The organism is Citrobacter sp. CK206, from assembly GCF_030333125.1.
GTDB lineage: Bacteria > Pseudomonadota > Gammaproteobacteria > Enterobacterales > Enterobacteriaceae > Citrobacter_B > Citrobacter_B koseri.
On sequence record NZ_JAOWGM010000029.1, the window covers coordinates 101623 to 124783 of the forward strand.

General features: G+C 53.8%; 22 protein-coding genes and 1 other RNA gene. 6 read left to right on the forward strand and 17 right to left on the reverse strand.

Annotation, left to right across the window (positions count from 1 at the left end):
* Positions 1-54 precede the first annotated feature (54 nt).
* From sufE to OGX81_RS15320, 7 genes are all read right to left on the reverse strand, one after another.
* Entirely contained in the window at positions 55-471 is a 417-nt protein-coding gene (sufE, locus tag OGX81_RS15290; RefSeq protein WP_049011812.1) for a cysteine desulfuration protein SufE, read from the reverse strand.
* Between the two features lie 12 nt (positions 472-483).
* Positions 484-1704 (reverse strand): cysteine desulfurase SufS, encoded by a 1221-nt coding sequence (gene sufS / locus OGX81_RS15295; RefSeq protein WP_104868720.1) that lies wholly within the window; start codon positions 1702-1704, stop codon positions 484-486.
* Complete coding sequence (sufD, locus tag OGX81_RS15300) at positions 1701-2972, reverse strand: Fe-S cluster assembly protein SufD (RefSeq protein WP_104868721.1); 1272 nt, start codon at positions 2970-2972, stop codon at positions 1701-1703. The genes sufS and sufD overlap by 4 nt, the downstream gene beginning before the upstream one ends.
* On the reverse strand, positions 2947-3693 hold the full coding sequence (sufC, locus tag OGX81_RS15305; protein WP_104868722.1) for a Fe-S cluster assembly ATPase SufC: 747 nt from the start codon (positions 3691-3693) through the stop codon (positions 2947-2949). The genes sufD and sufC overlap by 26 nt, the downstream gene beginning before the upstream one ends.
* A gap of 16 nt (positions 3694-3709) precedes the next feature.
* Entirely contained in the window at positions 3710-5197 is a 1488-nt protein-coding gene (gene sufB, locus OGX81_RS15310) for a Fe-S cluster assembly protein SufB (RefSeq protein ID WP_012132585.1), read from the reverse strand.
* 8 nt (positions 5198-5205) lie between these two features.
* Positions 5206-5574, reverse strand: a complete 369-nt coding sequence (gene sufA / locus OGX81_RS15315; protein WP_012132586.1) for a Fe-S cluster assembly scaffold SufA — start codon at positions 5572-5574, stop codon at positions 5206-5208.
* Positions 5575-6136: 562 nt separating this feature from the next.
* Entirely contained in the window at positions 6137-7030 is an 894-nt protein-coding gene (locus tag OGX81_RS15320; protein WP_012132587.1) for a LysR family transcriptional regulator, read from the reverse strand.
* A 125-nt stretch (positions 7031-7155) separates the two neighbouring features.
* Between OGX81_RS15320 and OGX81_RS15325 the strand changes: the two genes are divergently transcribed.
* On the forward strand, positions 7156-8007 hold the full coding sequence (locus tag OGX81_RS15325; RefSeq protein WP_012132588.1) for a Vmh family MBL fold metallo-hydrolase: 852 nt from the start codon (positions 7156-7158) through the stop codon (positions 8005-8007).
* 92 nt (positions 8008-8099) lie between these two features.
* Here OGX81_RS15325 and OGX81_RS15330 read toward each other — a convergent pair whose 3' ends face one another.
* The 3 genes from OGX81_RS15330 to ydiJ all read right to left on the reverse strand — a co-directional run bounded on the left by OGX81_RS15330 (position 8100) and on the right by ydiJ (position 11850).
* Positions 8100-8288 (reverse strand): YdiH family protein, encoded by a 189-nt coding sequence (locus OGX81_RS15330; RefSeq protein ID WP_024130379.1) that lies wholly within the window; start codon positions 8286-8288, stop codon positions 8100-8102.
* Positions 8289-8386: 98 nt separating this feature from the next.
* The gene (gene menI / locus OGX81_RS15335; RefSeq protein WP_012132590.1) at positions 8387-8797 is read right to left on the reverse strand and encodes a 1,4-dihydroxy-2-naphthoyl-CoA hydrolase; all 411 of its coding nucleotides are present in this window, start codon (positions 8795-8797) and stop codon (positions 8387-8389) included.
* Positions 8794-11850, reverse strand: coding sequence for a D-2-hydroxyglutarate dehydrogenase YdiJ (gene ydiJ, locus OGX81_RS15340; protein ID WP_047457338.1), 3057 nt, complete (start codon positions 11848-11850; stop codon positions 8794-8796). The genes menI and ydiJ overlap by 4 nt, the downstream gene beginning before the upstream one ends.
* A gap of 213 nt (positions 11851-12063) precedes the next feature.
* Here ydiJ and ydiK point away from each other — a divergent pair, with 213 nt between their 5' ends.
* Both ydiK and rprA read left to right on the forward strand, forming a co-directional pair.
* Positions 12064-13176, forward strand: coding sequence for an AI-2E family transporter YdiK (gene ydiK / locus OGX81_RS15345; RefSeq protein ID WP_047457341.1), 1113 nt, complete (start codon positions 12064-12066; stop codon positions 13174-13176).
* A 191-nt stretch (positions 13177-13367) separates the two neighbouring features.
* An RNA gene (rprA, locus tag OGX81_RS15350) (antisense sRNA RprA) lies at positions 13368-13475 on the forward strand.
* Positions 13476-13616: 141 nt separating this feature from the next.
* Here the strand turns inward: rprA and ppsA are convergent.
* Positions 13617-15995: a phosphoenolpyruvate synthase gene (ppsA, locus tag OGX81_RS15355; RefSeq protein ID WP_071258186.1), complete on the reverse strand. Its 2379-nt coding sequence runs from the start codon at positions 15993-15995 to the stop codon at positions 13617-13619.
* Positions 15996-16330: 335 nt separating this feature from the next.
* Between ppsA and ppsR the strand changes: the two genes are divergently transcribed.
* The 3 genes from ppsR (at position 16331) to hemP (ending at position 18721) form a co-directional block, all read left to right on the forward strand.
* Complete coding sequence (gene ppsR, locus OGX81_RS15360; RefSeq protein WP_012132595.1) at positions 16331-17164, forward strand: posphoenolpyruvate synthetase regulatory kinase/phosphorylase PpsR; 834 nt, start codon at positions 16331-16333, stop codon at positions 17162-17164.
* A gap of 165 nt (positions 17165-17329) precedes the next feature.
* Positions 17330-18376 (forward strand): 3-deoxy-7-phosphoheptulonate synthase AroH, encoded by a 1047-nt coding sequence (gene aroH / locus OGX81_RS15365; protein WP_012132596.1) that lies wholly within the window; start codon positions 17330-17332, stop codon positions 18374-18376.
* 153 nt (positions 18377-18529) lie between these two features.
* The gene (gene hemP, locus OGX81_RS15370; protein WP_047457344.1) at positions 18530-18721 is read left to right on the forward strand and encodes a hemin uptake protein HemP; all 192 of its coding nucleotides are present in this window, start codon (positions 18530-18532) and stop codon (positions 18719-18721) included.
* A 3-nt stretch (positions 18722-18724) separates the two neighbouring features.
* Here hemP and selO read toward each other — a convergent pair whose 3' ends face one another.
* The 6 genes from selO to OGX81_RS15400 all read right to left on the reverse strand — a co-directional run bounded on the left by selO (position 18725) and on the right by OGX81_RS15400 (position 23125).
* A complete protein-coding gene (gene selO, locus OGX81_RS15375; RefSeq protein ID WP_104868723.1) occupies positions 18725-20167 on the reverse strand; it encodes a protein adenylyltransferase SelO in 1443 nt (480 codons plus the stop codon).
* Positions 20168-20228: 61 nt separating this feature from the next.
* Complete coding sequence (locus OGX81_RS15380; protein ID WP_012132600.1) at positions 20229-20942, reverse strand: EAL domain-containing protein; 714 nt, start codon at positions 20940-20942, stop codon at positions 20229-20231.
* On the reverse strand, positions 20939-21109 hold the full coding sequence (locus OGX81_RS15385) for a hypothetical protein (protein WP_153257548.1): 171 nt from the start codon (positions 21107-21109) through the stop codon (positions 20939-20941). Before OGX81_RS15385 ends, OGX81_RS15380 begins: the two co-directional genes overlap by 4 nt.
* A 172-nt stretch (positions 21110-21281) precedes the next feature.
* On the reverse strand, positions 21282-21746 hold the full coding sequence (locus tag OGX81_RS15390) for a C40 family peptidase (protein WP_012132602.1): 465 nt from the start codon (positions 21744-21746) through the stop codon (positions 21282-21284).
* Between the two features lie 78 nt (positions 21747-21824).
* On the reverse strand, positions 21825-22574 hold the full coding sequence (btuD, locus tag OGX81_RS15395) for a vitamin B12 ABC transporter ATP-binding protein BtuD (RefSeq protein ID WP_104868724.1): 750 nt from the start codon (positions 22572-22574) through the stop codon (positions 21825-21827).
* Positions 22574-23125, reverse strand: coding sequence for a glutathione peroxidase (locus tag OGX81_RS15400; protein WP_024130381.1), 552 nt, complete (start codon positions 23123-23125; stop codon positions 22574-22576). The genes btuD and OGX81_RS15400 overlap by 1 nt, the downstream gene beginning before the upstream one ends.
* Positions 23126-23161: the final 36 nt, after the last annotated feature.

Consider the following 23161-nt stretch of genomic DNA (forward strand, 5'->3'; position numbering starts at 1 on the left):
GGCCTACGAGTCACGTAGAGCTGTACGCCATCTGGCGTTCTACGTCTTTTCAGTTTAGCTAAGAGTTGCGGCTCTGGCGCGGATCGCGCGAATCATTGCTTCCAGTCCTTGTGAACGGGAGGGCGTGAGATGTTGCGTCAGCGCCATTTTTTCAAACCACGGCCGCACATCAAAATTCACAATATCCTGTGGCGTCATCTGATGATACAAAATGAAGACGATGGCAATTAACCCTTTTACTATTGCTGCATCGCTGTCGCCCTGCAATTCAATAACGCCGTCAGCGTTCTGACGCATAACAATCCATACCTGACTCTGACATCCCTGAATACTATTTTCCGGGCGACGATCCTGCTCATTTAATTCCGCCAGACGCTGCCCCAGTTCAATAATGTACAGATACTTTTCTTCCCAATTGGCGCAACGCTGAAAATTACGCAGCAATCTTTCTTTATCTGGTAGCGCAGCCATAGCGTCTCCCTGTTATCCCAGTAAGCGGTGAATACGTTTTAGCCCGGTTGCCAGACGATCCACTTCTTCATGGGTGTTATACATTGCTATCGACGCCCGGCACATGGCGGGAACGTTGTAATACGTCATCAGCGGCATTGCGCAGTGATGGCCGGTTCGTACGGCGATACCGTAATTGTCGAGGAAGCTACCCACGTCATAGGCGTGGTGTTTGCCCAGATTAAAGGCGATGACCCCCAGCCGGTTAGCCGGGCCATATAGCGTCAACTCCGGCACGTCCGCCAGCTGTTCCAGCGCATAGTGCATCAGGTTTTGTTCATATTCGCTGATTTCCGCCAGCCCTAACGCACAAACGTATTCAATGGCGGCGCCAAGACCGATAATTCCGCCCGTGTTCGGCGTCCCCGCCTCAAAACGCCAGGGCGCTTTGGTCCAGGTCGTCCCTTCCGTCAGACTAACGGTCGCAATCATCGAACCGCCGCCTTCCCACGGCGGCATATCCTGAAGCAGTTCCTCCCGGACATACAGCACGCCGATACCGGTGGGGCCATACAGCTTATGCCCGGAGAAAACGTAAAAATCACAATCCAGCGCCTGAACATCCACCGCATGGTGCATTACCGCCTGCGCGCCATCGACCAGCACTTTCGCGCCATACTGATGCGCCAGCGCGATCATTTCAGGAAGCGGGTTTTCCGTTCCCAGCACGTTCGACACATGCGCGATAGCCAGCAGTCGGGTACGCTCATCAAACAGCGACGGGAGCGTATCCAGCGGCAACGTGCCGTCCGTATTGAGCGGAATGACGCGCAGTTCCGCCCCTGTACGCGCGCACAGCATCTGCCAGGGGACGATATTGGCGTGGTGCTCCATCTCGCTGATGATGATGTTATCGCCAGCCCGAACATTCTCCGGCCCCCAGCTGTTGGCAACAAGGTTGATGCCCTCTGTCGTCCCGCGCACGAACACCAGTTCTTCCGCTGAACGGGCGTTAATGAACAGCGATGCCTGTTTACGCACATTTTCCATCTTCTCGGTGGCCTGCGCGCTCAGCGTATGGATGCCCCGGTGCACCGCCGCATAGCCATGACGGTAAAACTCCGCCTCAGCGTCAATCACCTGGTTGGGCTTTTGCGCACTGGCCGCGCTATCCAGATACGCCAGCGGCAGCCCGTTGACTTCACGCGTCAGGACGGGAAAATCAGCCCGCACTTTTTCGATGGGAAATGTCATGCTATGCCTCCCGGCAGGCGAAGCCCTATTCGCGCCAACACCTGTTGTTTAAGCGCGTCATCGCCGAGGGCTTCCGTCAACTCAGCGGCAAACGCGTAGAGAATCATCTGTCTGGCATCCTGCTCTCCAATCCCGCGTGAACGCAGGTAGAACATCTGCTCGTCATCAATCCGTCCTACCGTCGCCCCGTGGCTGCATTTCACGTCATCGGCGTAAATCTCCAGCTGCGGTTTGGTGTCCACCTCGGCAAGTTTACCGAGCAGCAGATTGTTATTGGTCATTTGTCCGTCGGTTTTAATGGCGTGCTGCGCCACGTTGATCAAGCCATTGAATACCGCCCGACCTTTATCGCTGACAATGGTTTTATGCAACTGACGGCTGTTGCAGTAACCTTTGTTGTGCTCCAGCCACGTACGGGTATCACACACTTCGTTTTTCACCGGCATCGCCAGACTGTTAATCCGCAGCGTGGTGTTTTCACCGTTTAACTGGGTGCTGGTGTTATGTCGCAGCACGGCATCGCCCAACAGGAAACTGTGGCTGTGCGCGCTTGCATCCGCCGCCAGCAGAATGTCGTTATGGGCAAAGTGATGGCTCACCGGGTTTTCAAACGCCAGTTTGATGTGGTGCAGATGCGCATTCGCCGCCACGTTCATGGTCAGACGCGCCCCGGTAAAGTGCCGTGCCGCGTTAAGGCTGACATAGTGCTCTATCACCGTCGCCTCTGCCCCTTCCGCCAGTTCCAGGTGGTGACGGTAGTGCGCAGTGTTGACCTCATCGCCTTCCAGCCCCTGCGTGATGTGCATCAGCAGCAACGGCTTAGAGGGCCGCTGGTTGCGCTTAACGCTGATGTGCGTCACGCTCTGCGCCAGGCTTTCCGTCAGATGCAGGAAAACCTCCGGCTGAACCGGTGCGCCCAGTGCCTGACGTTCGTCGTTGATCGCAATGTCGAAACCGCTGGCTGTAGCGCTGTCGCTAAGCTGCGGGCTGAACTGGCCGTCAACAAACACCAGACGCAAAGCGTCGATATCCAGCGCCAGCGCGTCGCGCTGTTCCTGAGTAACCTCGGCAAAACGGCTGACAAACTGGCTACTGACCAACCCTTCCAGCGGCGTGTATTTCCAGTTTTCATGCTTACGCGTCGGCAGCCCCAGGCGCAGCATCTGTTGTAAATGCTGCTGCGCGTGCGCCGAGCGGGATTCGCCCTGCGCCTCAAACAGATGGTGCCATTGTTGCAGCGCGTTACTGCTGTTCGGTAAGCCAGCCATATCCTTGCTCCTCCAGTTGTTTGACCAGAGTGAAATCGCCGGACTTCACAATCCGCCCCTGATACAGGACGTGGACGTAATCAGGTTTGATGTAGTCCAGAATACGCTGATAGTGCGTCACGATAATGAATGATCGTTTACCGTCACGCAGCGAGTTGACGCCTTCCGCGACAATTTTCAGCGCATCAATATCCAGCCCGGAGTCAGACTCATCAAGGATGCACAGTTCCGGCTCCAGCACCGCCATTTGCAGAATATCGTTACGTTTCTTCTCACCGCCGGAGAAGCCCACGTTCACCGAACGGGTCAGCAAATCTTCCGGCATCTTCAAAAGCGCGATTTTCTCTTCCATCAGATCCTGAAAATCAAAACGATCCAGCGACTCCTGACCACGATAGCTGCGCACGGCATTCAGCGCTGTTTGCAGGAAAAACTGGTTGCTGACGCCAGGAATTTCTACCGGATACTGGAACGCCATAAAGATGCCTTCGCCCGCCCGATCCTCTGGCGACAGTTCCAGTAAATCTTTGCCTTTAAATTCGACAGCGCCGCCAACCACTTCATAATCTTCACGGCCCGCCAGCGTCGCGGAGAGCGTACTCTTCCCGGAACCGTTCGGCCCCATAATGGCATGCACTTCTCCGGGTCTGACGTCGAGGTCCAGACCGCGCAGAATCGCTTTATCTTCCACACTGACCTGTAAATCTTTAATGCTTAACATGTGCTTTCCTTAATACTTAACCGACGCTGTGTTCAAGGCTGATCGCCAGCAGTTTTTGCGCTTCAACGGCAAATTCCAGCGGCAGTTCAGAGAAGACGTCTTTACAGAAGCCATTAACAATCATCGAGATGGCATCCTCTTCGCTGATGCCGCGTTGCAGGCAGTAAAAGAGCTGATCTTCACCGATCCGCGACGTCGTCGCCTCGTGCTCAAGCTGGGCGCTGTTATTACGACACTCGACATACGGGAAGGTGTGCGCGCCGCAGTCCGCGCCAATCAGCATTGAGTCGCACTGGGTAAAGTTACGGGCGTTGGTTGCCGTCGGCATGATCTTCACCAGCCCGCGATAGCTGTTCTGGCTATTCCCGGCGGAGATCCCTTTTGAAATAATGGTCGATTTGGTGTTCTTACCGATGTGGATCATTTTGGTGCCGGTGTCGGCCTGCTGATGACCGCTGGTTAGCGCCACAGAGTAAAACTCACCGATGGAGTTATCGCCGCGCAGAATGCAGCTCGGGTATTTCCAGGTGATAGCCGACCCTGTTTCGGACTGCGTCCACGACATCTTGCTGTTTTCACCTTCGCACAGCGCGCGCTTGGTGACGAAGTTCAGTATCCCGCCGGTGTTGTTATCGCCGGGGAACCAGTTTTGCACGGTGGAATATTTTACTTCGGCATCTTTGTGGATGATCACCTCTACCACCGCCGCGTGCAGCTGGTAGCTGTCGCGCACTGGCGCAGAACACCCTTCGATGTAGCTGACGTAGCTGCCCTCATCCGCCACCAGAATGGTGCGTTCGAACTGCCCTGTTTTTTCCGCGTTGATTCGGAAATAGGTTGACAGCTCCATCGGGCAACGAACGCCTTTCGGCACATAAATGAAGGTGCCGTCAGACGCTACCGCAGCGTTCAGCGCAGCAAAAAAGTTGTCATTACCCGGCACCACGGTGCCCAGATATTTCTTCACCAGCTCAGGGTGATCGTGAATCGCCTCGCCAAACGAACAGAAGATGATGCCCTGTTCCGCCAGCTTTTCCCGGTAGGTGGTGGCAACGGAAACGGAGTCGAAAATGGCATCCACCGCCACCTCTTTACCCTCACGTACCGGTACGCCAAGCTGTTCGAAGGCGTCTTCCACCTCTTTGCTGAGAAACGCATTCGCACCGGTTTGCTGTACTGCACCCGGTTCTGACGCGCACGTCTCATCGCAGTTACCGCACGATGGCGCAGAGTAATAACTGTAATCCTGATAATTCAGCTTATCGTAGTGCGCTTTCAGCCAGTGCGGCTCTTCCATCTCAAGCCAGGCTTTGTACGCATTAAGGCGAAACTCCAGCATCCACTCCGGCTCATTTCTCTTGGCGGAAATCGCACGCACGACCTCTTCGCTGATGCCTTTTGCCAGCTCGTCAGTCTGTAACTGGGTGAAGAAGCCTTCTTTATAATTCAGTGGACCACCGGTCCAGGTTTTGACATCGTCAGTTGCTTCAGTATTACGAGACATAGTACCGCCTATACCCCGAAGCTTTCGCCACAGCCGCATTCGTTCTGGGCTTTCGGGTTATGAAATTTAAATAACTGGTTTAATCCTTCGCGCACATAATCGACCTCTGTCCCGTCAATAAACGGCATGGCCTGAAGCGGCACGTACAACCTCGCGCCCTCCGTTTCAAATAACAGATCGTCCTTTTCCGGCTCGCTGACGGTATCCAGCACGTAACCAAATCCCGCGCACCCCGTCTGCTTCACGCCTAAACGCACGCCAAGCATGCCGGGTTGCTTCGCGACCAGGTCACGAATATGCGCCGCCGCCTCAGGCGTTAGCGTCAGACCACGCCATGCAAAATCGTCTGGATTAAATGTTCCTGAATGCAATTCCATAGGTCCACCTCGTGTAATAAGCCACCAGGGCATAACACCATGTTAGTGATAATGATTATCACTTCAACCCTCTGACAGAAGGGTCATTCGGGTTAACCGCCCTTTTTGACCACTTTTACTAAGCATAGACCTTGTTACGAGGGTTATCAGTGATGGATTATTTTATTCAATACATTGATAGATAAAGCATTTAAGAAGAGTAAACAGCGCGGCAGGTTAAAAAATTAAATATGTATCGAAAATGCCTATTTTTGAGATAGGGTTATCAATAAAAATGGGGGTCAAAAGCGGACGATGACGGTGCTAAACAAGAGCTCAAACAACCGTCGGATTAGCAAATCCACTAACGTGAAAAAGAAAGAACGGAAAGAACGGAGTAATTAACAACGAACGATCGGTATTGTATGAATAACACCGATCGTTCGTTGCCCCACCCGGCGCTTATCTCCGGCACTCATTTCAGGCTTAGCTCTTGAAGGGGTGTAAGAATATTCTCATAAGTTTGCATCGCGTATTTAACAGATCTTGCTTTCTGCACAATTTTTATACGCTTTATGCTGCGTCAGGAACAGGCTTCACCGTCGCGCATCGCGCCCTGCACCGCCTCAAGAAACAGGCGTAGCGCGGCGGGCTGATGCTCACGGGAAAGGTATAACCCGTATACGGCCAATTGCCGCGGTTGTAGATGGGGCAACAAACGAACCAGTTTCTCCTGCGCCAGCCCCTCTCGCGCCTCTTTTTCCGGCACCAGCGCAATCCCCATCCCTGCCAGCGCCGCTTCACACAAAAGCGAAGAGATTCCGGCGCTCAGGTTGCCCTTGATCGCAACGGAGATCGGTTCTCCCTGCTCATCCAGAAAATGCCAGGATTTTCCAGCAAATCCGCTGTAATAGAGGCAATTGTGTTGCGCCAGCGCCTCCGGCGTCTGCGGTGTGCCATAGCGATGCAGATAGTCAGGAGACGCGCAGAGCACAGACTCACAGTCACCAAGCCGACGCGCAATTGTCCCTGGCTCAGGGTTATCGGTAATGCGTATCGCCACATCAATACGCTCCCCCACTAAACTGACAGGCTGATTATTAATCTCCACTTCAATGCGCAATTCAGGATAACGCGCTAAAAAAGCGGGCAGCATCGGGGCAAGAATATGCATCGCGGTGAAATGGGCGCAGGCGACGCGCAACGTGCCGGACGGCACCTCTCGCCCGGTCGCCCCCGCAATATCCAGGGAAAGCCGCGCCAGCGTTCGCGTTTTCATCAACGCGTCTTCTCCGGCAGGCGTGATCGTCAGGCGGCGCGACGAACGATGAATAAGTCTGGCTCCGGCCCATTTCTCCATTTCATCCAGATAACGGCTCACCATCGGCCTGGAGATCCCTAATGCGCGCGCAGCCGCGCTCAGGCTACCCAAATCGCAGATATGGTTAAACACCGTTGCCGCCATCACTCTGTCCATAACCTTCCATCCGATCGTTTTATGAAACTCAGCATGTCCTGATAGGGGAATTTTAACAGATCGAGATTTGCTTAAAATAAGCCACGTAAATAAATCAACATCATCTGCCGATAAGGTCACTCAGAATGAAAATCAAAACGCTGGCACTTCTGCTGTCGCTGACTAGCGCGCCATTGTTCGCCGCCCCGCTGCAACTCGACGTCTATAATCCGCAGGAAAACGCGATTTTCCCGGTCTCTTCCACGCTGGTCTCTGGCCCTAAAGAAGCCATTTTATTCGACGCGCAGTTCAGTACCAAAGACGGGGAAAAGCTGGTCGAAATGATTAAAAAGAGCGGCAAATCGCTGAAAGCCATCGTGATTACCTCCGGCGATCCAGATTTCTATTTTGGTCTGGAACCGATTGTAAAAGCCTTCCCGAACGTGAAAGTTCTGGCGACGCCGCATGTGGTGGAACACATTCGCGCAACGAAAGACGCCAAACTGCAATACTGGGGCCCGCAAATGAAAGATGGCGCGCCAGCGGCGCTCACCATCCCGCAGGCAACCACCGAGACACAATTTACGATTGATGGGGAAACGCTGGAACTGCGCCACCCGAACGATTACGCCGCTTACGTCTGGGTCCCGGCTAACCGCGCAATACTTGGCGGAACGGGAATCGCATCCGGTATCCATGTCTGGACGGCGGATACCCAGTCTCCTGAGCAGCGTGCGGCCTGGCGTCATGTGTTGACAGAGATGCACAGTTTGCAGCCGACCCAGGTGATTCCGGGTCACTATATCGGTGAACGTCCCGCAGGCGATGCCGCTATACGCTTCACGCAGGATTATCTGCAATCCTTTGAGCAAGCGCTTGAGGCGAAAAAAGGGTCAGAGTATGTCATCAAAACGATGACCGCCGCCTGGCCTGGCCTCGCTGACGAAAGTTCCCTGACGCTGAGCGCGAAAGTGAATACCGGTGAAATGAAGTGGTAAACCGCCGCTCATAGCCAAAAAAAATAACCCCGGCAGAGCGTGTCGGGGTTTTCTGTTGGTGTTAATTCACCGAGCGATAAAACAGTGCGGAATCAATGAACGCCCAGACGCCAGGCAAAGTAAATCTCTTCTTTTAGCTCAGAGGAAGAGAGCGTGAGTAAATCGGCAAATTCCAGCTCTAATTGTTTTAAGCGCTTCAAATACTGGGCTGGAGAAAGCTCGGTTTTATCACGGCGTAAAAATTCAATTGCCAGTTGGGTTGGGTCTAAATCGGTAGACATATCATCCTCGCTTATGTTCAAAACGTGCACAGTATAACACTTTTTCTGCACACATTTTGACCAAAAGCAGTCTGCGATAAAGATATTTTGTGACAACGTCACACAACGGCGGTTGTCAGACGTGAAGAACAGCACAGCCGCCCCTGCTCATCAAAAATATCGATCTGCCAGACCTGATGACGAGAGCCGGTATGCAGCGCTTTGCACACCCCTCTGACGCGCCCTTCGCGCGCTGAGCGAACGTGGTTGGCATTCACCTCCAGCCCCACGACTTTCTGTTCGCCCTGCGTGCACAGATAGCCCGCAACCGAGCCGATACTTTCAGCCAGCACAACGGACGCGCCGCCGTGTAGCAGACCAAAAGGTTGCTTTGTACGGCTATCCACCGGCATTGTTGCTTCCAGCGTATCGTCGCTAATATGCTCAAAGCGAATATCCAGTAGCCCCACCATGTTCCCTTCGCCCAGAGCGTTCAGCGCTTCGAGCGTGACTTTACGTTTCCAGATCATCCAATAATCTCCAGTAGTGCCTGTAACGGATGGCGAACCCCGGTGCCTTCAACGCGTTTTACCTGGCTGCGGCAAGAGTAACCGGTCGCCAGGCAGCGATTGCGCGGCAGTCGCGCCATCGCCTGTTGCCACGACAGCGCATAGATCCCCAGCGAATTTTCATGATTTTTCACTTCATGGCCGTAAGTACCCGCCATGCCGCAGCAGCCTACGCTGACGCTCTCCAGCTTCGCCCCTAAGCGCGCAAAAATGGCCGCCCACTGCGCCGGTGCGCCAGGCAATGCCGTCACTTCGGTACAATGCCCAAAGAAATACCAGGGCTCACCGCTCACGGCAAGAGGCTGTCGGGACGCCAGCACCGTCGGCAGCCACTCATTCACCAGCTGTACGTGGAAATCACCACGCTGTTCGCCGAGGGTTTGTTTGTATTCATCACGATAGCAAAGCACCAGCGCCGGGTCGACACCGACCATCGGGATACGCAGCTGCGCCACCCGATTGAGAAATTCGGCCGTTTTCTTCGCCGTCTTCGCAAATCGGTTAAGGAACCCTTTGATGTGCTGGGCCTTGCCATTTGGCGAGAACGGCAACAATACAGGCTGAATGCCGAGCTTTTCCACCAGCCGGATAAAATCCGCCACCACCTGCGCATCGTAGTAACTGGTAAACGGGTCCTGCACCACCAGCACCGTACGCTCTTTTTGCTCCTGGCTCAGGAGTTCAAGCTGTTCCAGCGTCATATTGGCGGAACGGTGCCCGACCATTTGCTGTTGCAGCGACGGCGTCGAAAGTAGCGGCAAATCCACCATGCCGATATGTTTCTTCGCGAGGTTTCGCACCAACGGCTGATTGAGAAAGAAGTTAAAGGTTTTCGGCGCCCGCGCCATTAATGGCGCATAGCTTTCGACCGTCGCCACCATATGATCGCGCAGCGGACGCAGGTAGCGCGTGTGGTAAAGCGCCAGGAAGCGTGAGCGGAACTCCGGCACGTCTATTTTAATCGGACATTGTGTCGAGCAGGCTTTGCACGCCAGGCAACCCGACATCGCCTCCTTCACCTCATGGGAGAAATCATATTCGCCTTTACGAGCGTGCCAGCTGTTGCGGGTACGGGCAATTAACGTCCGCAGACTGGCGCGTTTTTCCGGCAGATCTTTTTCCAGCTGTAGCGGATCAACCCCACGGTCGGCCAGCAGGCGCAACCATTCACGCACCAGCGTCGCGCGCCCTTTGGGAGAGTGAATGCGATTCAGGCTGATTTTCATTGACGGGCACATCGGGCTTTTGGCGTCAAAGTTGAAGCACAGGCCATTGCCGTTACACTCCATCGCCCCGCGCCAGACCTGACGCACCGCCAGTGGAATCTGCCGATCGTAAGTACCGCGTTTCACCGCATCGACCTTCATCATCGGCGCATCAATGCCTTCCGGCGGACAAATTTTTCCGGGGTTCAGGCGGTTTTGCGGGTCGAACGCCGCCTTCACTTTGCGTAGTTCGCCATAAAGCTGCTCGCCAAAAAACGCCGGGCTATATTCAGCGCGAAAACCTTTGCCGTGCTCGCCCCACAGCAGACCGCCATATTTCGCGGTGAGCGCCACCACATCATCGGAAAGACTCTTCATCAGAATTTCCTGTTGCGGATCGCACATATCCAGCGCGGGTCTGACGTGCAGCACCCCGGCATCAACATGCCCGAACATGCCATAACTTAAGCCATGACCGTCGAGCAGCGCGCGGAATTCAGCAATATAGTCGGCCAGATGCTCCGGCGGCACGCAGGTATCTTCCGCAAACGGAATCGGTTTGGCCGCGCCTTTGGCATTACCCAACAGACCAACCGCTTTTTTCCGCATGGCATAGATACGCTCCACGCCCGCCAGCTCCGCGCACAGCTGCCAGCCGATCACCCCGGCTTCCTGGCGAGCAATCAGCTCATCCAGACGCTGGCACAACGCGCTCACCTGAGCATCAATAGCCGCTTCGTCATCCCCGGCGAACTCGACGATGTTCAGGCCCAGCATCTCTTTATCAGGCACATCGGTAATCAGCTCACTGACGGAATGCCAGACGATGTCCTCCCTCGCCAGATTAAGCACTTTAGAATCGACGGTTTCCACCGAGAGCGCCCGCGCCTCGACCATAAAGGGCGCGTTACGCAACGCGGAATCAAAAGAGTCATATTTGACGTTCACCAGACGGCGAACTTTAGGCAGCGGAGTAATATCCAGACGCGCTTCCGTGATAAACGCCAGCGTGCCTTCAGAACCGGTCAGCACGCGCGTTAAGTCGAACTCCGTCATCTCATCGTTAAAGACATGGCGTAAGTCGTAGCCCGTTAAGAAGCGGTTGAGTCTGGGAAACTTATCAATAATCAGCTGTCGGTTTTCCCGACAACGCTGGTATACGGTGTTATAGATGCGACCGATCGCGGTATTGCTTTTACCGAGCGTTTCCGCAAGTTCGACCGGCATTGCCTGGGTATCCAGAATATCGCCCCCCAGCAATACCGCGCGAACGCCCAGCACATGATCGGATGTCTTACCGTAAACTAACGACCCCTGACCGGACGCATCGGTATTGATCATCCCCCCGAGGGTTGCGCGGTTACTGGTCGAAAGCTCCGGGGCAAAGAAGTAGCCATACGGCTTCAGATACTGATTGAGTTGATCTTTGATCACCCCGGCTTCGACCCGTACCCAGCCCTCTTCCGGGTTAATTTCAATAATGCGGCTCATATAGCGGGACATATCAACGATAATGCCCTGGTTCAGCGCCTGACCATTGGTGCCGGTGCCGCCGCCGCGCGGGGTAAAAATCAATGAGGCGAAGCGCGACTCTGCCGCCAGACGGGCGATAAGCGCCACATCCGCCGTTGAACGCGGGAAAACCACAGCATCAGGAAGAAGCTGATAGATACTGTTATCTGTCGACATTGTCAGACGATCGGCGTAATTCGTTGCCGTATCGCCGGTAAACCCTTGCTGCTCCAGCGCCTGCAAAAAATTGAGCACCAGCTGAACGACGCCAGGTGCCTGAGAAATCTGTGGAATCATTATAGTGACCCTTTCCTGCGGTCTGTATTGTGAATTTAATCGTTTGCGTGTTGCTCTGTTTGTTGTATCACATTTTTTTCTTACACGCCCAGCAGAATTACAGGCAGAATCCGCCTGTTAAAAACCGCTGAAATTGCTCATCATTATGGGGTAAGGTTCGCGTGTTCGCGTCGCGTCAACGTTCTGACGCACAGAAAAGGTGAAAAGGTATTTATGGTAAATCTTCGTCAGCCCAGGGATATCGCGCAAGTGCTGCTGTCGGTGCTGTTTTTAGCCATCATGATCGTGGCCTGCTTGTGGATTGTGCGTCCCTTTGTCCTTGGTTTTGCATGGGCGGGAACGATCGTTATTGCGACCTGGCCCGTTTTGTTACGTTTACAGAAAATACTCTGGGGCCGCCGTTCTCTGGCCGTTCTGGTTATGACGCTGTTGTTGGTTCTGCTGTTCATTATTCCCATCGCCCTGCTGGTCAACAGTATCGTGGACGGTAGCGGCCCGCTCATCCACGCCGTCACCGCCGGCGACATGACATTGCCCGACCTGGCCTGGTTAAACAGTATTCCGCTGATTGGCGCCAAATTGTATGCCGGGTGGCACAACCTGCTGGATATGGGCGGCACGGCGATCATGGCGAAAGTGCGTCCTTATATTGGCACCACCACGACCTGGTTTGTGGGTCAGGCCGCGCATATCGGTCGCTTTATGATGCACTGTGGTCTGATGCTGCTGTTCAGCGCCCTGCTGTACTGGCGCGGCGAACAGGTGGCATTGGGCATCCGCCACTTCGCCAGTCGTCTGGCCGCGAAACGCGGTGATGCCGCCGTGCTACTGGCGGCCCAGGCCATCCGCGCCGTTGCATTGGGTGTGGTTGTCACCGCGCTGGTTCAGGCAATTCTCGGCGGGATTGGCCTCGCCATTTCCGGCGTGCCTTACGCAACGCTGCTGACGGTCGTCATGATCCTCTCCTGCCTGGTGCAACTGGGGCCGTTACCGGTGTTAATCCCGGCAATCATTTGGCTGTACTGGACGGGCGATACGACCTGGGGCACGGTACTGCTGGTGTGGAGCTGCGTGGTCGGAACGCTGGATAACGTGATTCGCCCGGTATTGATTCGTATGGGCGCAGATCTGCCGCTGATCCTGATTCTCTCTGGCGTTATCGGCGGGCTGATTGCCTTTGGAATGATCGGTCTGTTTATCGGCCCGGTATTGCTGGCGGTTTCCTGGCGTCTGTTCTCCGCATGGGTGCATGAAGTGCCCGCGCCGGGAAACGACCCTGACGAACTCCTCGAAGAACTGGGGGAGATTGAGGACAGCCATAAATAAACCCCATCGGCCGATCGACGCATTCGGTCGGCCGATACTTTAGCATTGCTCATCAATTAGCATCCTGACCAACCTACCTTATGGCGTAATCCTCCTTACGTAATTCATTTACGTCGCAAATTCTTCATAGTTTTTAAACTATTGGGACGAATCTGATCGACGCAAAAAATCTCCACGCCTACTATTAGAGCACGGTTATAAATCAACGCCTTGATTTATAAGCATGGAAATCCCCTGAGTGAAACAACGAATTGCTGTGTGTAGTCTTTGCCCATCTCCCACGATGGGCCTTTTTTTAAGTGCCTGCCCTCACACACCTTTTCTCCACCGCCAACAATTCTGATATGCCCACGCATAACGTCGGGTGTGATAGCGCGTATCGCAAAAAAAAACGGCTCCTTTTTACGGGAGCCGTTGCGGATTAGGATCAGCGCTGACGCTTATTTTTTCAGTTCAGCCAGACTCAACCAGGTCTGTACGACGGTGTCCGGGTTCAGCGACAGGCTGTCGATTCCCTCCTCCATCAGCCAGGCGGCGAAGTCCTCGTGATCGGACGGCCCCTGACCACAGATGCCGACATACTTGCCTTGTTTCTTCGCGGCGCGGATCGCCATTGACAACAGCGCTTTCACCGCATCGTTGCGCTCATCGAACAGTTCAGAAACCACACCGGAGTCGCGATCCAGACCCAGCGCCAGCTGCGTCATGTCGTTAGAACCAATCGAGAAGCCGTCAAAGTGCTCCAGGAATTGTTCAGCCAACAGGGCGTTGGACGGAATCTCACACATCATGATGATCTTCAGCCCGTTCTCACCCCGCTTCAGCCCCTGACGCGCCAGCTCGTCAACTACCGCTTTCGCCTGCTCAACGGTACGCACAAACGGGATCATGATCTCCACGTTGGTCAGCCCCATATCGTTGCGCACGCGTTTCACCGCTTCACATTCCAGCGCGAAGCAGTCGCGGAAGCTGTCGGAGACATAGCGACCGGCGCCACGAAAGCCCAGCATCGGGTTCTCTTCATCGGGTTCGTAACGCTCGCCGCCCACCAGGTTGGCGTATTCGTTCGATTTGAAATCCGACAGGCGCACGATAACGCGTTTCGGATAAAATGCCGCGCCCAGCGTCGCAATGCCCTCTGTCAGACGACCGACATAGAACTCACGCGGTGAATCGAAGCCTTTCATCATCTCGCGGATTTCGTTTTGCAGTTTCGCGTCCTGGTCATCAAATTCCAGCAGTGCGCGAGGATGCACGCCAATCATTCGGTTGATAATAAATTCGAGACGCGCCAGGCCAACGCCTTCATTCGGCAGGCAGGCGAAGTCAAAGGCGCGATCCGGGTTACCGACGTTCATCATGACTTTCAACGGCAGATCGGGCATGGTGTCCACGCTTGAACTTTTGACGCTGAAGTCGAGCAGGTCTGCATAGACATAGCCGGTATCGCCTTCGGCGCAAGAAACGGTGACGTTTTCATCATCCTTCATGCGTTCCGTCGCATCGCCGCAGCCGACAACCGCCGGAATCCCCAGCTCACGGGCAATAATGGCCGCGTGGCAGGTACGACCGCCACGGTTGGTCACGATGGCCGCCGCTTTCTTCATGATCGGTTCCCAGTCCGGGTCGGTCATGTCAGTCACCAGCACGTCGCCAGGCTGGATACGGTTCATTTCGCTAATGTCGTGGATGACTTTAACCGCCCCCGCGCCAATGCGATGTCCGATGGCGCGGCCTTCCGCGACCACTTTCCCCTGCGCATGCAGCGTGTAGCGCTCCATTACCTGACCACGAGAACGGACGGTTTCCGGGCGAGCCTGTACAATAAACAGTTTGCCGGTATGGCCGTCTTTCGCCCATTCGATATCCATCGGGCGACCGTAGTGTTTCTCAATCTGTACGGCCTGTTTCGCCAGTTCCTGCACTTCTTCGTTGGTCAGCGAGAAGATGTCGCGCTGTTCCTGCGGCACATCTTCAATTTTGACCTGCTTGCCGTGCTCCTGGGTTGGCGCGTAAACCATTCGGATTTTTTTCGACCCCATCGTGCGACGAACGATCGCTGGGCGATTCGCCGCCAGCGTCGGTTTATGCACGTAGAATTCATCCGGGTTGACTGCGCCCTGCACTACCATCTCGCCCAGACCCCAGGCTGAAGTGATAAACACCACCTGATCGAAACCGGACTCGGTATCAATAGAGAACATAACCCCGGACGAAGCCAGGTCGGAGCGCACCATCCGCTGTACGCCAGCGGAGAGCGCGACGCCGCGATGGTCATACCCCTGGTGAACGCGATAAGAGATAGCGCGGTCATTAAACAGCGAGGCAAAAACATGTTTCACCGCCACCAGCACCGCATCGAAACCCTGCACGTTGAGGAAGGTTTCCTGCTGGCCGGCGAAAGAGGCATCCGGCATGTCTTCAGCCGTTGCGGACGAGCGCACGGCGAAAGACGCCTGCGCATCATCCGCAGAGAGCTGTGCATAAGCATCGCGAATAGCGTTTTCCAGCTCTGGCTGGAAAGGAGTGTCGATAATCCACTGGCGGATCTGCGCGCCGGCCTTCGCCAGCGCGGTGACATCGTCAATATCCGTTTGATCCAGCAGTTCATAAATACGCTGGTTTACGCCGCTTTGATCCAGAAACTGGTTAAACGCATCGGCGGTCGTTGCAAAACCATTCGGTACGGAAACACCCATACCGGAAAGGTTAGTAATCATTTCACCCAGGGAGGCATTTTTGCCCCCAACTCTGTCTACATCATTCATGCCGAGTTGGTTATACCAAAGCACCAGCGGTGACGAGCCATTGTTGGACATCGAACAATCCTTTTGTGATAAATGAACGAGTTTAGAAACTACATTATTGCGTATTTATCTTTGCATATTTAACCCCCTGAAAAAAACGGTGAATCGTTCAAGCAGATTTATTTTTTATTTTTTCAGATTGTTTACGCATTTGCGCAAACCCGCGGGCGACGGGCGATCTCCCCAAAAACTGTCGGTATAAACATAAGTTCCGAAAAATGAAATGCACTTTTCACTTAATATAAAAATAGCGTTTCATTTTATAAAATAAGCATCGTGATATACGCTTCTGGCAAATTTTAATTTATGCTTTCAGATAATTATGTTTGCTCCTCAGGATAAACAAAATGGATAATGTTGTTGATCGCCATGTTTTTTATATTTCCGATGGTACGGCCATCACCGCCGAGGTTTTGGGTCATGCGGTGATGTCGCAATTCCCTGTGACCATCAGCAGCATTACGCTGCCGTTCGTTGAAAACGAGAGTCGCGCCAGGGCCGTGAAAGATCAGATCGACGCGATTTATCAGCAAACTGGCGTGCGTCCGCTTGTGTTCTATTCGATTGTTCTGCCGGAAATTCGCGCCATCATCTTACAAAGCGAAGGGTTCTGTCAGGACATCGTGCAGGCGCTGGTGGCGCCGCTACAGCAGGAAATGAAGCTCGACCCAACGCCAATCGCGCATCGCACCCACGGGCTTAACCCCGGGAACCTCAACAAGTATGACGCGCGTATCGCGGCAATCGACTATACCCTTGCGCACGACGATGGGATCTCTTTGCGCAATCTGGATCAGGCGCAGGTGATCCTGCTGGGGGTTTCACGCTGCGGAAAAACGCCGACCAGCCTCTATCTGGCGATGCAGTTTGGCATCCGGGCGGCGAACTACCCCTTTATTGCTGACGATATGGATAACCTGGTGTTGCCCACGTCGCTTAAACCGCTACAGCATAAGCTTTTTGGCCTGACCATTGACCCGGAACGTCTGGCGGCAATCCGCGAGGAACGCCGTGAAAACAGCCGCTACGCATCGCTACGCCAGTGCCGGATGGAGGTTGCGGAAGTTGAAGCGCTCTACCGTAAAAATCAGATCCCTTGCCTGAACAGTACTAACTATTCGGTAGAAGAAATTGCCACCAAGATTCTCGACATCATGGGGCTGAATCGTCGAATGTACTAACAAACTAGTGCAAGAGTTCAATTTTTTGCTATCATGCCGCTCTGCTTGCGAGGTGTGAAATGCCTCGCATTTGAAATCAGCAGGTGAAGGTTGAAGTGTGTTATTGTGATGCCCATCACTTCCCGGTAGTCCTGCCGTTGAAGCAACAAATTTCTGAGACTTGTAATGAACAGAACCGACGAACTGCGTACCGCGCGTATTGACAGCCTGGTCACCCCTGCTGAGCTAGCGCTACGTCATCCTGTATCATCCTCCGTCGCCAGCCACGTTACTGACTCCCGACGCCGGATTGAAAAAATATTAAATGGTGAAGATCGCCGCCTGCTGGTGATCATCGGCCCCTGCTCGATTCACGATCTGGACGCTGCGATGGAATACGCAACGCGCTTGCAAACGTTGCGCAACACGCATCAGGCGCGTCTGGAAATCGTTATGCGCACCTATTTTGAAAAACCGCGCACGGTTGTGGGCTGGAAAGGCCTCATCTCCGATCCCGATTTAAATGGCAGTTACCGCGTAAATCATGGCCTCGAACTGGCGCGCAAGCTGCTGTTGCAGGTCAATGAGCTGGGTGTCCCCACCGCCACCGAATTTCTCGACATGGTCACCGGCCAGTTTATTGCCGATTTGATCAGTTGGGGCGCCATTGGCGCGCGCACGACGGAAAGCCAGATTCACCGTGAAATGGCTTCCGCGCTCTCCTGCCCGGTTGGGTTTAAAAACGGGACCGATGGCAACACGCGCATCGCCGTTGATGCGATTCGCGCGTCGCGCGCCAGCCATATGTTCCTCTCGCCGGATAAAACTGGCCAGATGACGATTTATCAGACCAGCGGGAATCCGTACGGCCATATCATCATGCGCGGCGGTAAAAAACCGAATTACCACGCGGAAGACATCGCTGCCGCCTGCGATACGCTGCATGAGTTTGGTCTGCCGGAACACCTGGTGGTGGACTTCAGCCACGGTAACTGCCAGAAGCAGCATCGCCGCCAGTTAGAAGTTTGTGATGATATCTGCCAGCAAATCCGTAACGGTTCTACCGCAATTGCCGGGATCATGGCCGAAAGTTTCCTGCGTGAAGGTACGCAGAAAATCGTCAGCGGTCAGCCGCTGGTGTACGGTCAGTCCATTACCGACCCTTGCCTGAACTGGGAAGATACTGAATTACTGTTAGAAAAACTTGCCTCAGCGGTTGATAGCCGTTTTTGACATCATGCCCATCCTCGCGGGGATGGGCGCGCTTCTTTCCCCTCCACGCATTCCCCACTCGCCTGATTTGCTACCAGAATTAACACTTGCTGTCGCTATACACAATATTGATAATAATAATCATTGTTAAACTGATTATTATTAATTAGCGATATGCCACATATGGACGACATTGAGTTACTTCATTTTAAGGAAAGAGACAGCGTGCCCCCTTCCCCTGCTGCCGAGCGGCGTATCAGCAGCCAGACATTGCTAGGCCCTGAAGGCAAAGTCATCATCGATCATGACGGCCAGGAATACCTGCTGCGCAAGACGCAGGCAGGTAAGTTGCTGTTGACCAAGTAGCAATCAACTTGAGCAACTGACTTCCAGCCGTTTACCCCAGTCCGGCGGACGGCTGACATAATCGTCATCTCTGTCGGTAAAGGGGTCGCGCAGAACCTGATGCAGTTGATGTAATTCGCCCATATCCCCCTGCTCAGCGCTGGCTATCGCGCGTTGCGCCAGCCAGTTGCGCAGCACCACCGCAGGATTCACGCGCTGCATGTGCTGTTGACGCGTTGCGTCATCCACCTGCTCCTGCTGTAAACGCGCCCGGTAACGGCTGAACCACCCGTCAAAGGCCGCGCGATCGATAAATTCATCACGCAGCGGCGATGCCGCGCTCTGTTGCTCAGTCTGACTCAACATACGGAACGTTCGGCTATAATCGCTGCCTTCGCGCGCCATCAGGGCGAAAAGCTCGTTGAGAAGCGCATTGTCCTCTTTTTGCTCGGTAAAGAAGCCCAGTTTTTGCCGCATGCGCTGCCCGTAGCGCGTGAGCAACGCCAGTTGATAGCCATCCAGCGCATCATTCAGCGTATCGACCGGCATAAACGGCGACAGGGTTTGCGCCAGGCGTTGCAGATTCCACAATCCGACAGCCGGTTGATTATCGAAGCTATAGCGCCCCTGGTGATCGGAGTGGTTACAGATAAACCCTGGCTGATAATCATCCAGGAAACCGAAAGGACCATAATCTATCGTCAGCCCCAGTACAGACATGTTATCGGTGTTCATCACGCCATGCGCAAAACCTACCGTTTGCCAGTCAGCAATCAACCTCGCCGTGCGCGCCACAACGTCCCGGAACCAGAGCGCATACTTGTCCTCTTCCGCCTGAAATTGCGGCCAGTAATGGCGAATCGCAAAATCGGCCAGCTGACGGACTTTATCCGGCTCACGTCGATAGTAAAAATGTTCGAAATGACCGAAACGCATATGGCTTTGCGCCAGACGCATGAGCATCGCGCCGGATTCAACCGTTTCCCTGTAAACAGGCGTGTCGCTGGTGACGATAGACAGCGCCCGCGTTGTGGGGATGCCAAGATAGTGCATCGCCTCGCTGGCCAGACTTTCACGGATCGTTGAGCGCAGCACTGCTCGCCCGTCGCCCATGCGGGAGTATGGCGTTAGTCCGGCGCCTTTCAGGTGCCAGTCAAGCGTACTGCCGTCCGCCAGCAGTTGTTCGCCTAACAGAATACCGCGTCCATCACCGAGCTGGCCGGCCCAGACGCCAAACTGATGGCCGCTATAAACCTGAGCCAGAGGCGACATGCCGGGCAGTAATGACTCGCCGCCCCATACGCCTGCGCCGTTTTCCATAGCAAACAACGAAGGTGGTATCGCCAGCTGCTGCGCCAGCGCATCGTTATGCCAAATCAGGCGGGCATGACTCAGAGGAGTTGGAGAAAGTGCTGTATATGTGGCTGGCAGTTCGTCACGCCAGCGGGATGTAAAAGACAGGGTCATAGGGCCTCCTGCCTGTAGTGTAGACGGTTAATACCCGCTTAAACACCAGCAAATAAAAAGGTTATCCCTGAACCAGCGTCGTAACCTGGCTCGCTGGCACGGCAGGCCATAAACATCCTTGCAGCGCGCTAAATCCCATTGATGATATCCGCGCCAGCATCTCTTCAGTATCAATACCCGCAATCATTATCGAATCACAGCACGGTGATATCTGCGAAATAATAGCCTGCATAAAGGGTTCAAAAGAAAGACTTGCGGATCTTTGCTGGACAAAGTTTTTATCCAGCGCGACGCGTTTGAAGAGACCATCAAAGATCGCTTTTATCGATGTATCGCCAGCGCCGAAATTGGCAAGGATGAGGGGAAATCGTCCGGCTAACTCAGCCAGAATTTGATTCTCTTTCCCAAGACTTAATTCAGGATAATTCTCATTAATCATCAGTTCCAAAAATGGAAAGCGCCTTACATGGGATACAAACTCTCCGTCTGATAATAATGATGCGACGACGGCTGGCGTTAAATTAATCCAGGCAATAAGTTTATGTTGAATAAAAAAATGTTGGCACGTTTCCAGCAATGCGAGTTTTTCTTCGAACAGACAACGCTGTTCTTCTGCTGACAGGCGCGGCATGACCAGCTCCGTCGGCATACGGACATTACCGTCTTCAGTGACAAAGTTTGCAACAATCTCCAGACCGACGAGTTTCTCTTTCTCGGTTCGGGCAGGAACAAAATAAAGGTGAGAATGATAAAAGTTGTCCAGTGAAACAATCATTGTGCCAGCCCCGCTGCATGGGTGTAATCCGGCATCCTGTAAGAAAGAACGAAGAAAGATGTCATTTCTGATACGACTGGAGGTGCTTTCATTTTTTCCTTTTTAGCCGGTAAACCGGGTCCTTTTTTTAGCTTATCTCGATTATAAACCAATATCCAGTTTTGCATTTTCCGCAAGACACCGGATAAATCATTTTGACTAAAAATACTTTTGCAAAATGTAGGGTTAAAACTATTTCTGATAACTCACGATAGCCCTGGCATTCAGACAATGAGAAATCAATTTCTTAAATATAGATGATGAAGCGGCCGCTGGGTATCCGCTTTACCATCGATAGCATTAAATACGTCTCGCCTGCCAGAAATTTTTCCGCCAGTAGACATTGTCGAGCGATGAGCGCATCACGCCGCGGCTGGTAGACGCATGAATAAATTGATTGTTGGTATCATAAATGCCGACGTGCAAACCACTTTCCCCCGATCCGGTTTTAAAAAAGACCAGGTCGCCGGGCAGCAGTTCATCTTTGTCGATTTCCGTACCAATTTTTGACTGTTGGCGCGTTTCACGCGGCAGTTGTAAATCAAATTTGTCGCGCATCGTCATCAACACAAATCCCGAGCAGTCCACCCCGCTACGGCTCATTCCGCCATAGCGATACGGTGTACCTCTCCAGGACTGTAGCTGATCGTTCAGGCCCGCGATAACCATAATGGAATCCGAAAGCCTGGCGTTAGGTGCTGGCGCACGATGGCTGCTACACCCTGCCAAAAACAGTGCTGCGATAAGAAGAAGCCAAAAGCGCATTCAGGACGAATCCTCTATCTTTTTATTCTTGCTTCTATTTAGCGTGGAAATTATGTGTTTTTCAAGAACCCATTTAACTTAAGTGGTTGATATGAGCATTCTGTGGCCTTCAACGTCCAGCCGACGGAAGTTCATGCCGTATGCCCGGGCCAGATTTGGCGGCGTCAGCACCTCGTCACGCCGCCCGCTGGCGATCAATTTCCCCTGTTTCAGCAACCAGGCGCGATGCGCGTGGCGCAGAGTATGGTTAAGGTCATGGCTGCTCATCACGATGGCGATACCCTGGCTGCATAGCTGGCTCAACAGCCTATCCAGCGCGTTTTGTTGCGCAACGTCCAGACTGTTCATCGGCTCATCCAGTAGCAGAAGTTGCCCGCGCGGGTTAGCGTGAGGGTGAATTTGCAATATCACCGCCGCCAGACGTACACGCTGCCACTCGCCGCCGGAGAGTTGATTCGCGCTCCGCCCCAGCTTGTCGCTCAGCCCAAGCGCCTGCGCAACGTCATTCAGCAGGTCCGTTTGCGTTTTATCAGGTTGATGCAGCGTCAGGAAATGCCAGACCGGCATTGAAAATGGGGGATTCTGCTGCTGCGCGAGATAGGCCCGATGTTGAGCCAGTTTCGCCGCAGGCCATGCCTCCAGCGACGCGCCGTCGAATATGACGGTGCCTTCCCCGAAGGTTAAGCCTGCCATACGCGCCAGCAGCGTACTTTTCCCTGCCCCATTCGGCCCAACAAGGTGAAGAATCTCGCCAGGCTTAACGTCGCCGGAAAGCGGCCCCAGACGCGTCGTTTCGGCAACATCCTGTAACTGCATCAACGAGATCATTATTTTGCCAACGCGATTTTGATACTTTCCACCATCCCCGGATCTTCAGGCGTCATGTCCGGTGAGAAACGCTGTACGACCTGTCCATCCCTGCCGATTAAAAACTTCTCAAAGTTCCACAAAATATCGTCCGGGTAAAGCGGCGCGCGGCCTTTACTCGCCATGCGCTCATAGAAACCGCTACCTTCCGGCGCAACGGCGGCAGGCGCTGCGGCAATCAACTTCTGATACAGTGGATGGCGGTTCTCACCATTGACGTCAACCTTGCTGAACATCGGGAATGTGACGCCCCAGGTGGTGCTGCAATAGGTTTTAATCTCCTCTTCAGTGCCAGGTTCCTGACCAAGAAACTGGTTGCAGGGAAAACCTAACACCGTAAAGCCCTGATCGGCCCAGGCTTTCTGAATATTCTCCAGCTGTTCGTATTGTGGCGTTAAGCCACATTTCGAGGCCACATTAACCACCAGCAGTACGTTTCCGGCGTACTTCTCAAGCGTGGTGACATCCCCGTCGATCGTCGTCACTTCAGTGTTGAGAATGGTATCTTGCATAGCGTCTCCCATATAACAGGCGGATGTGAGTGATCA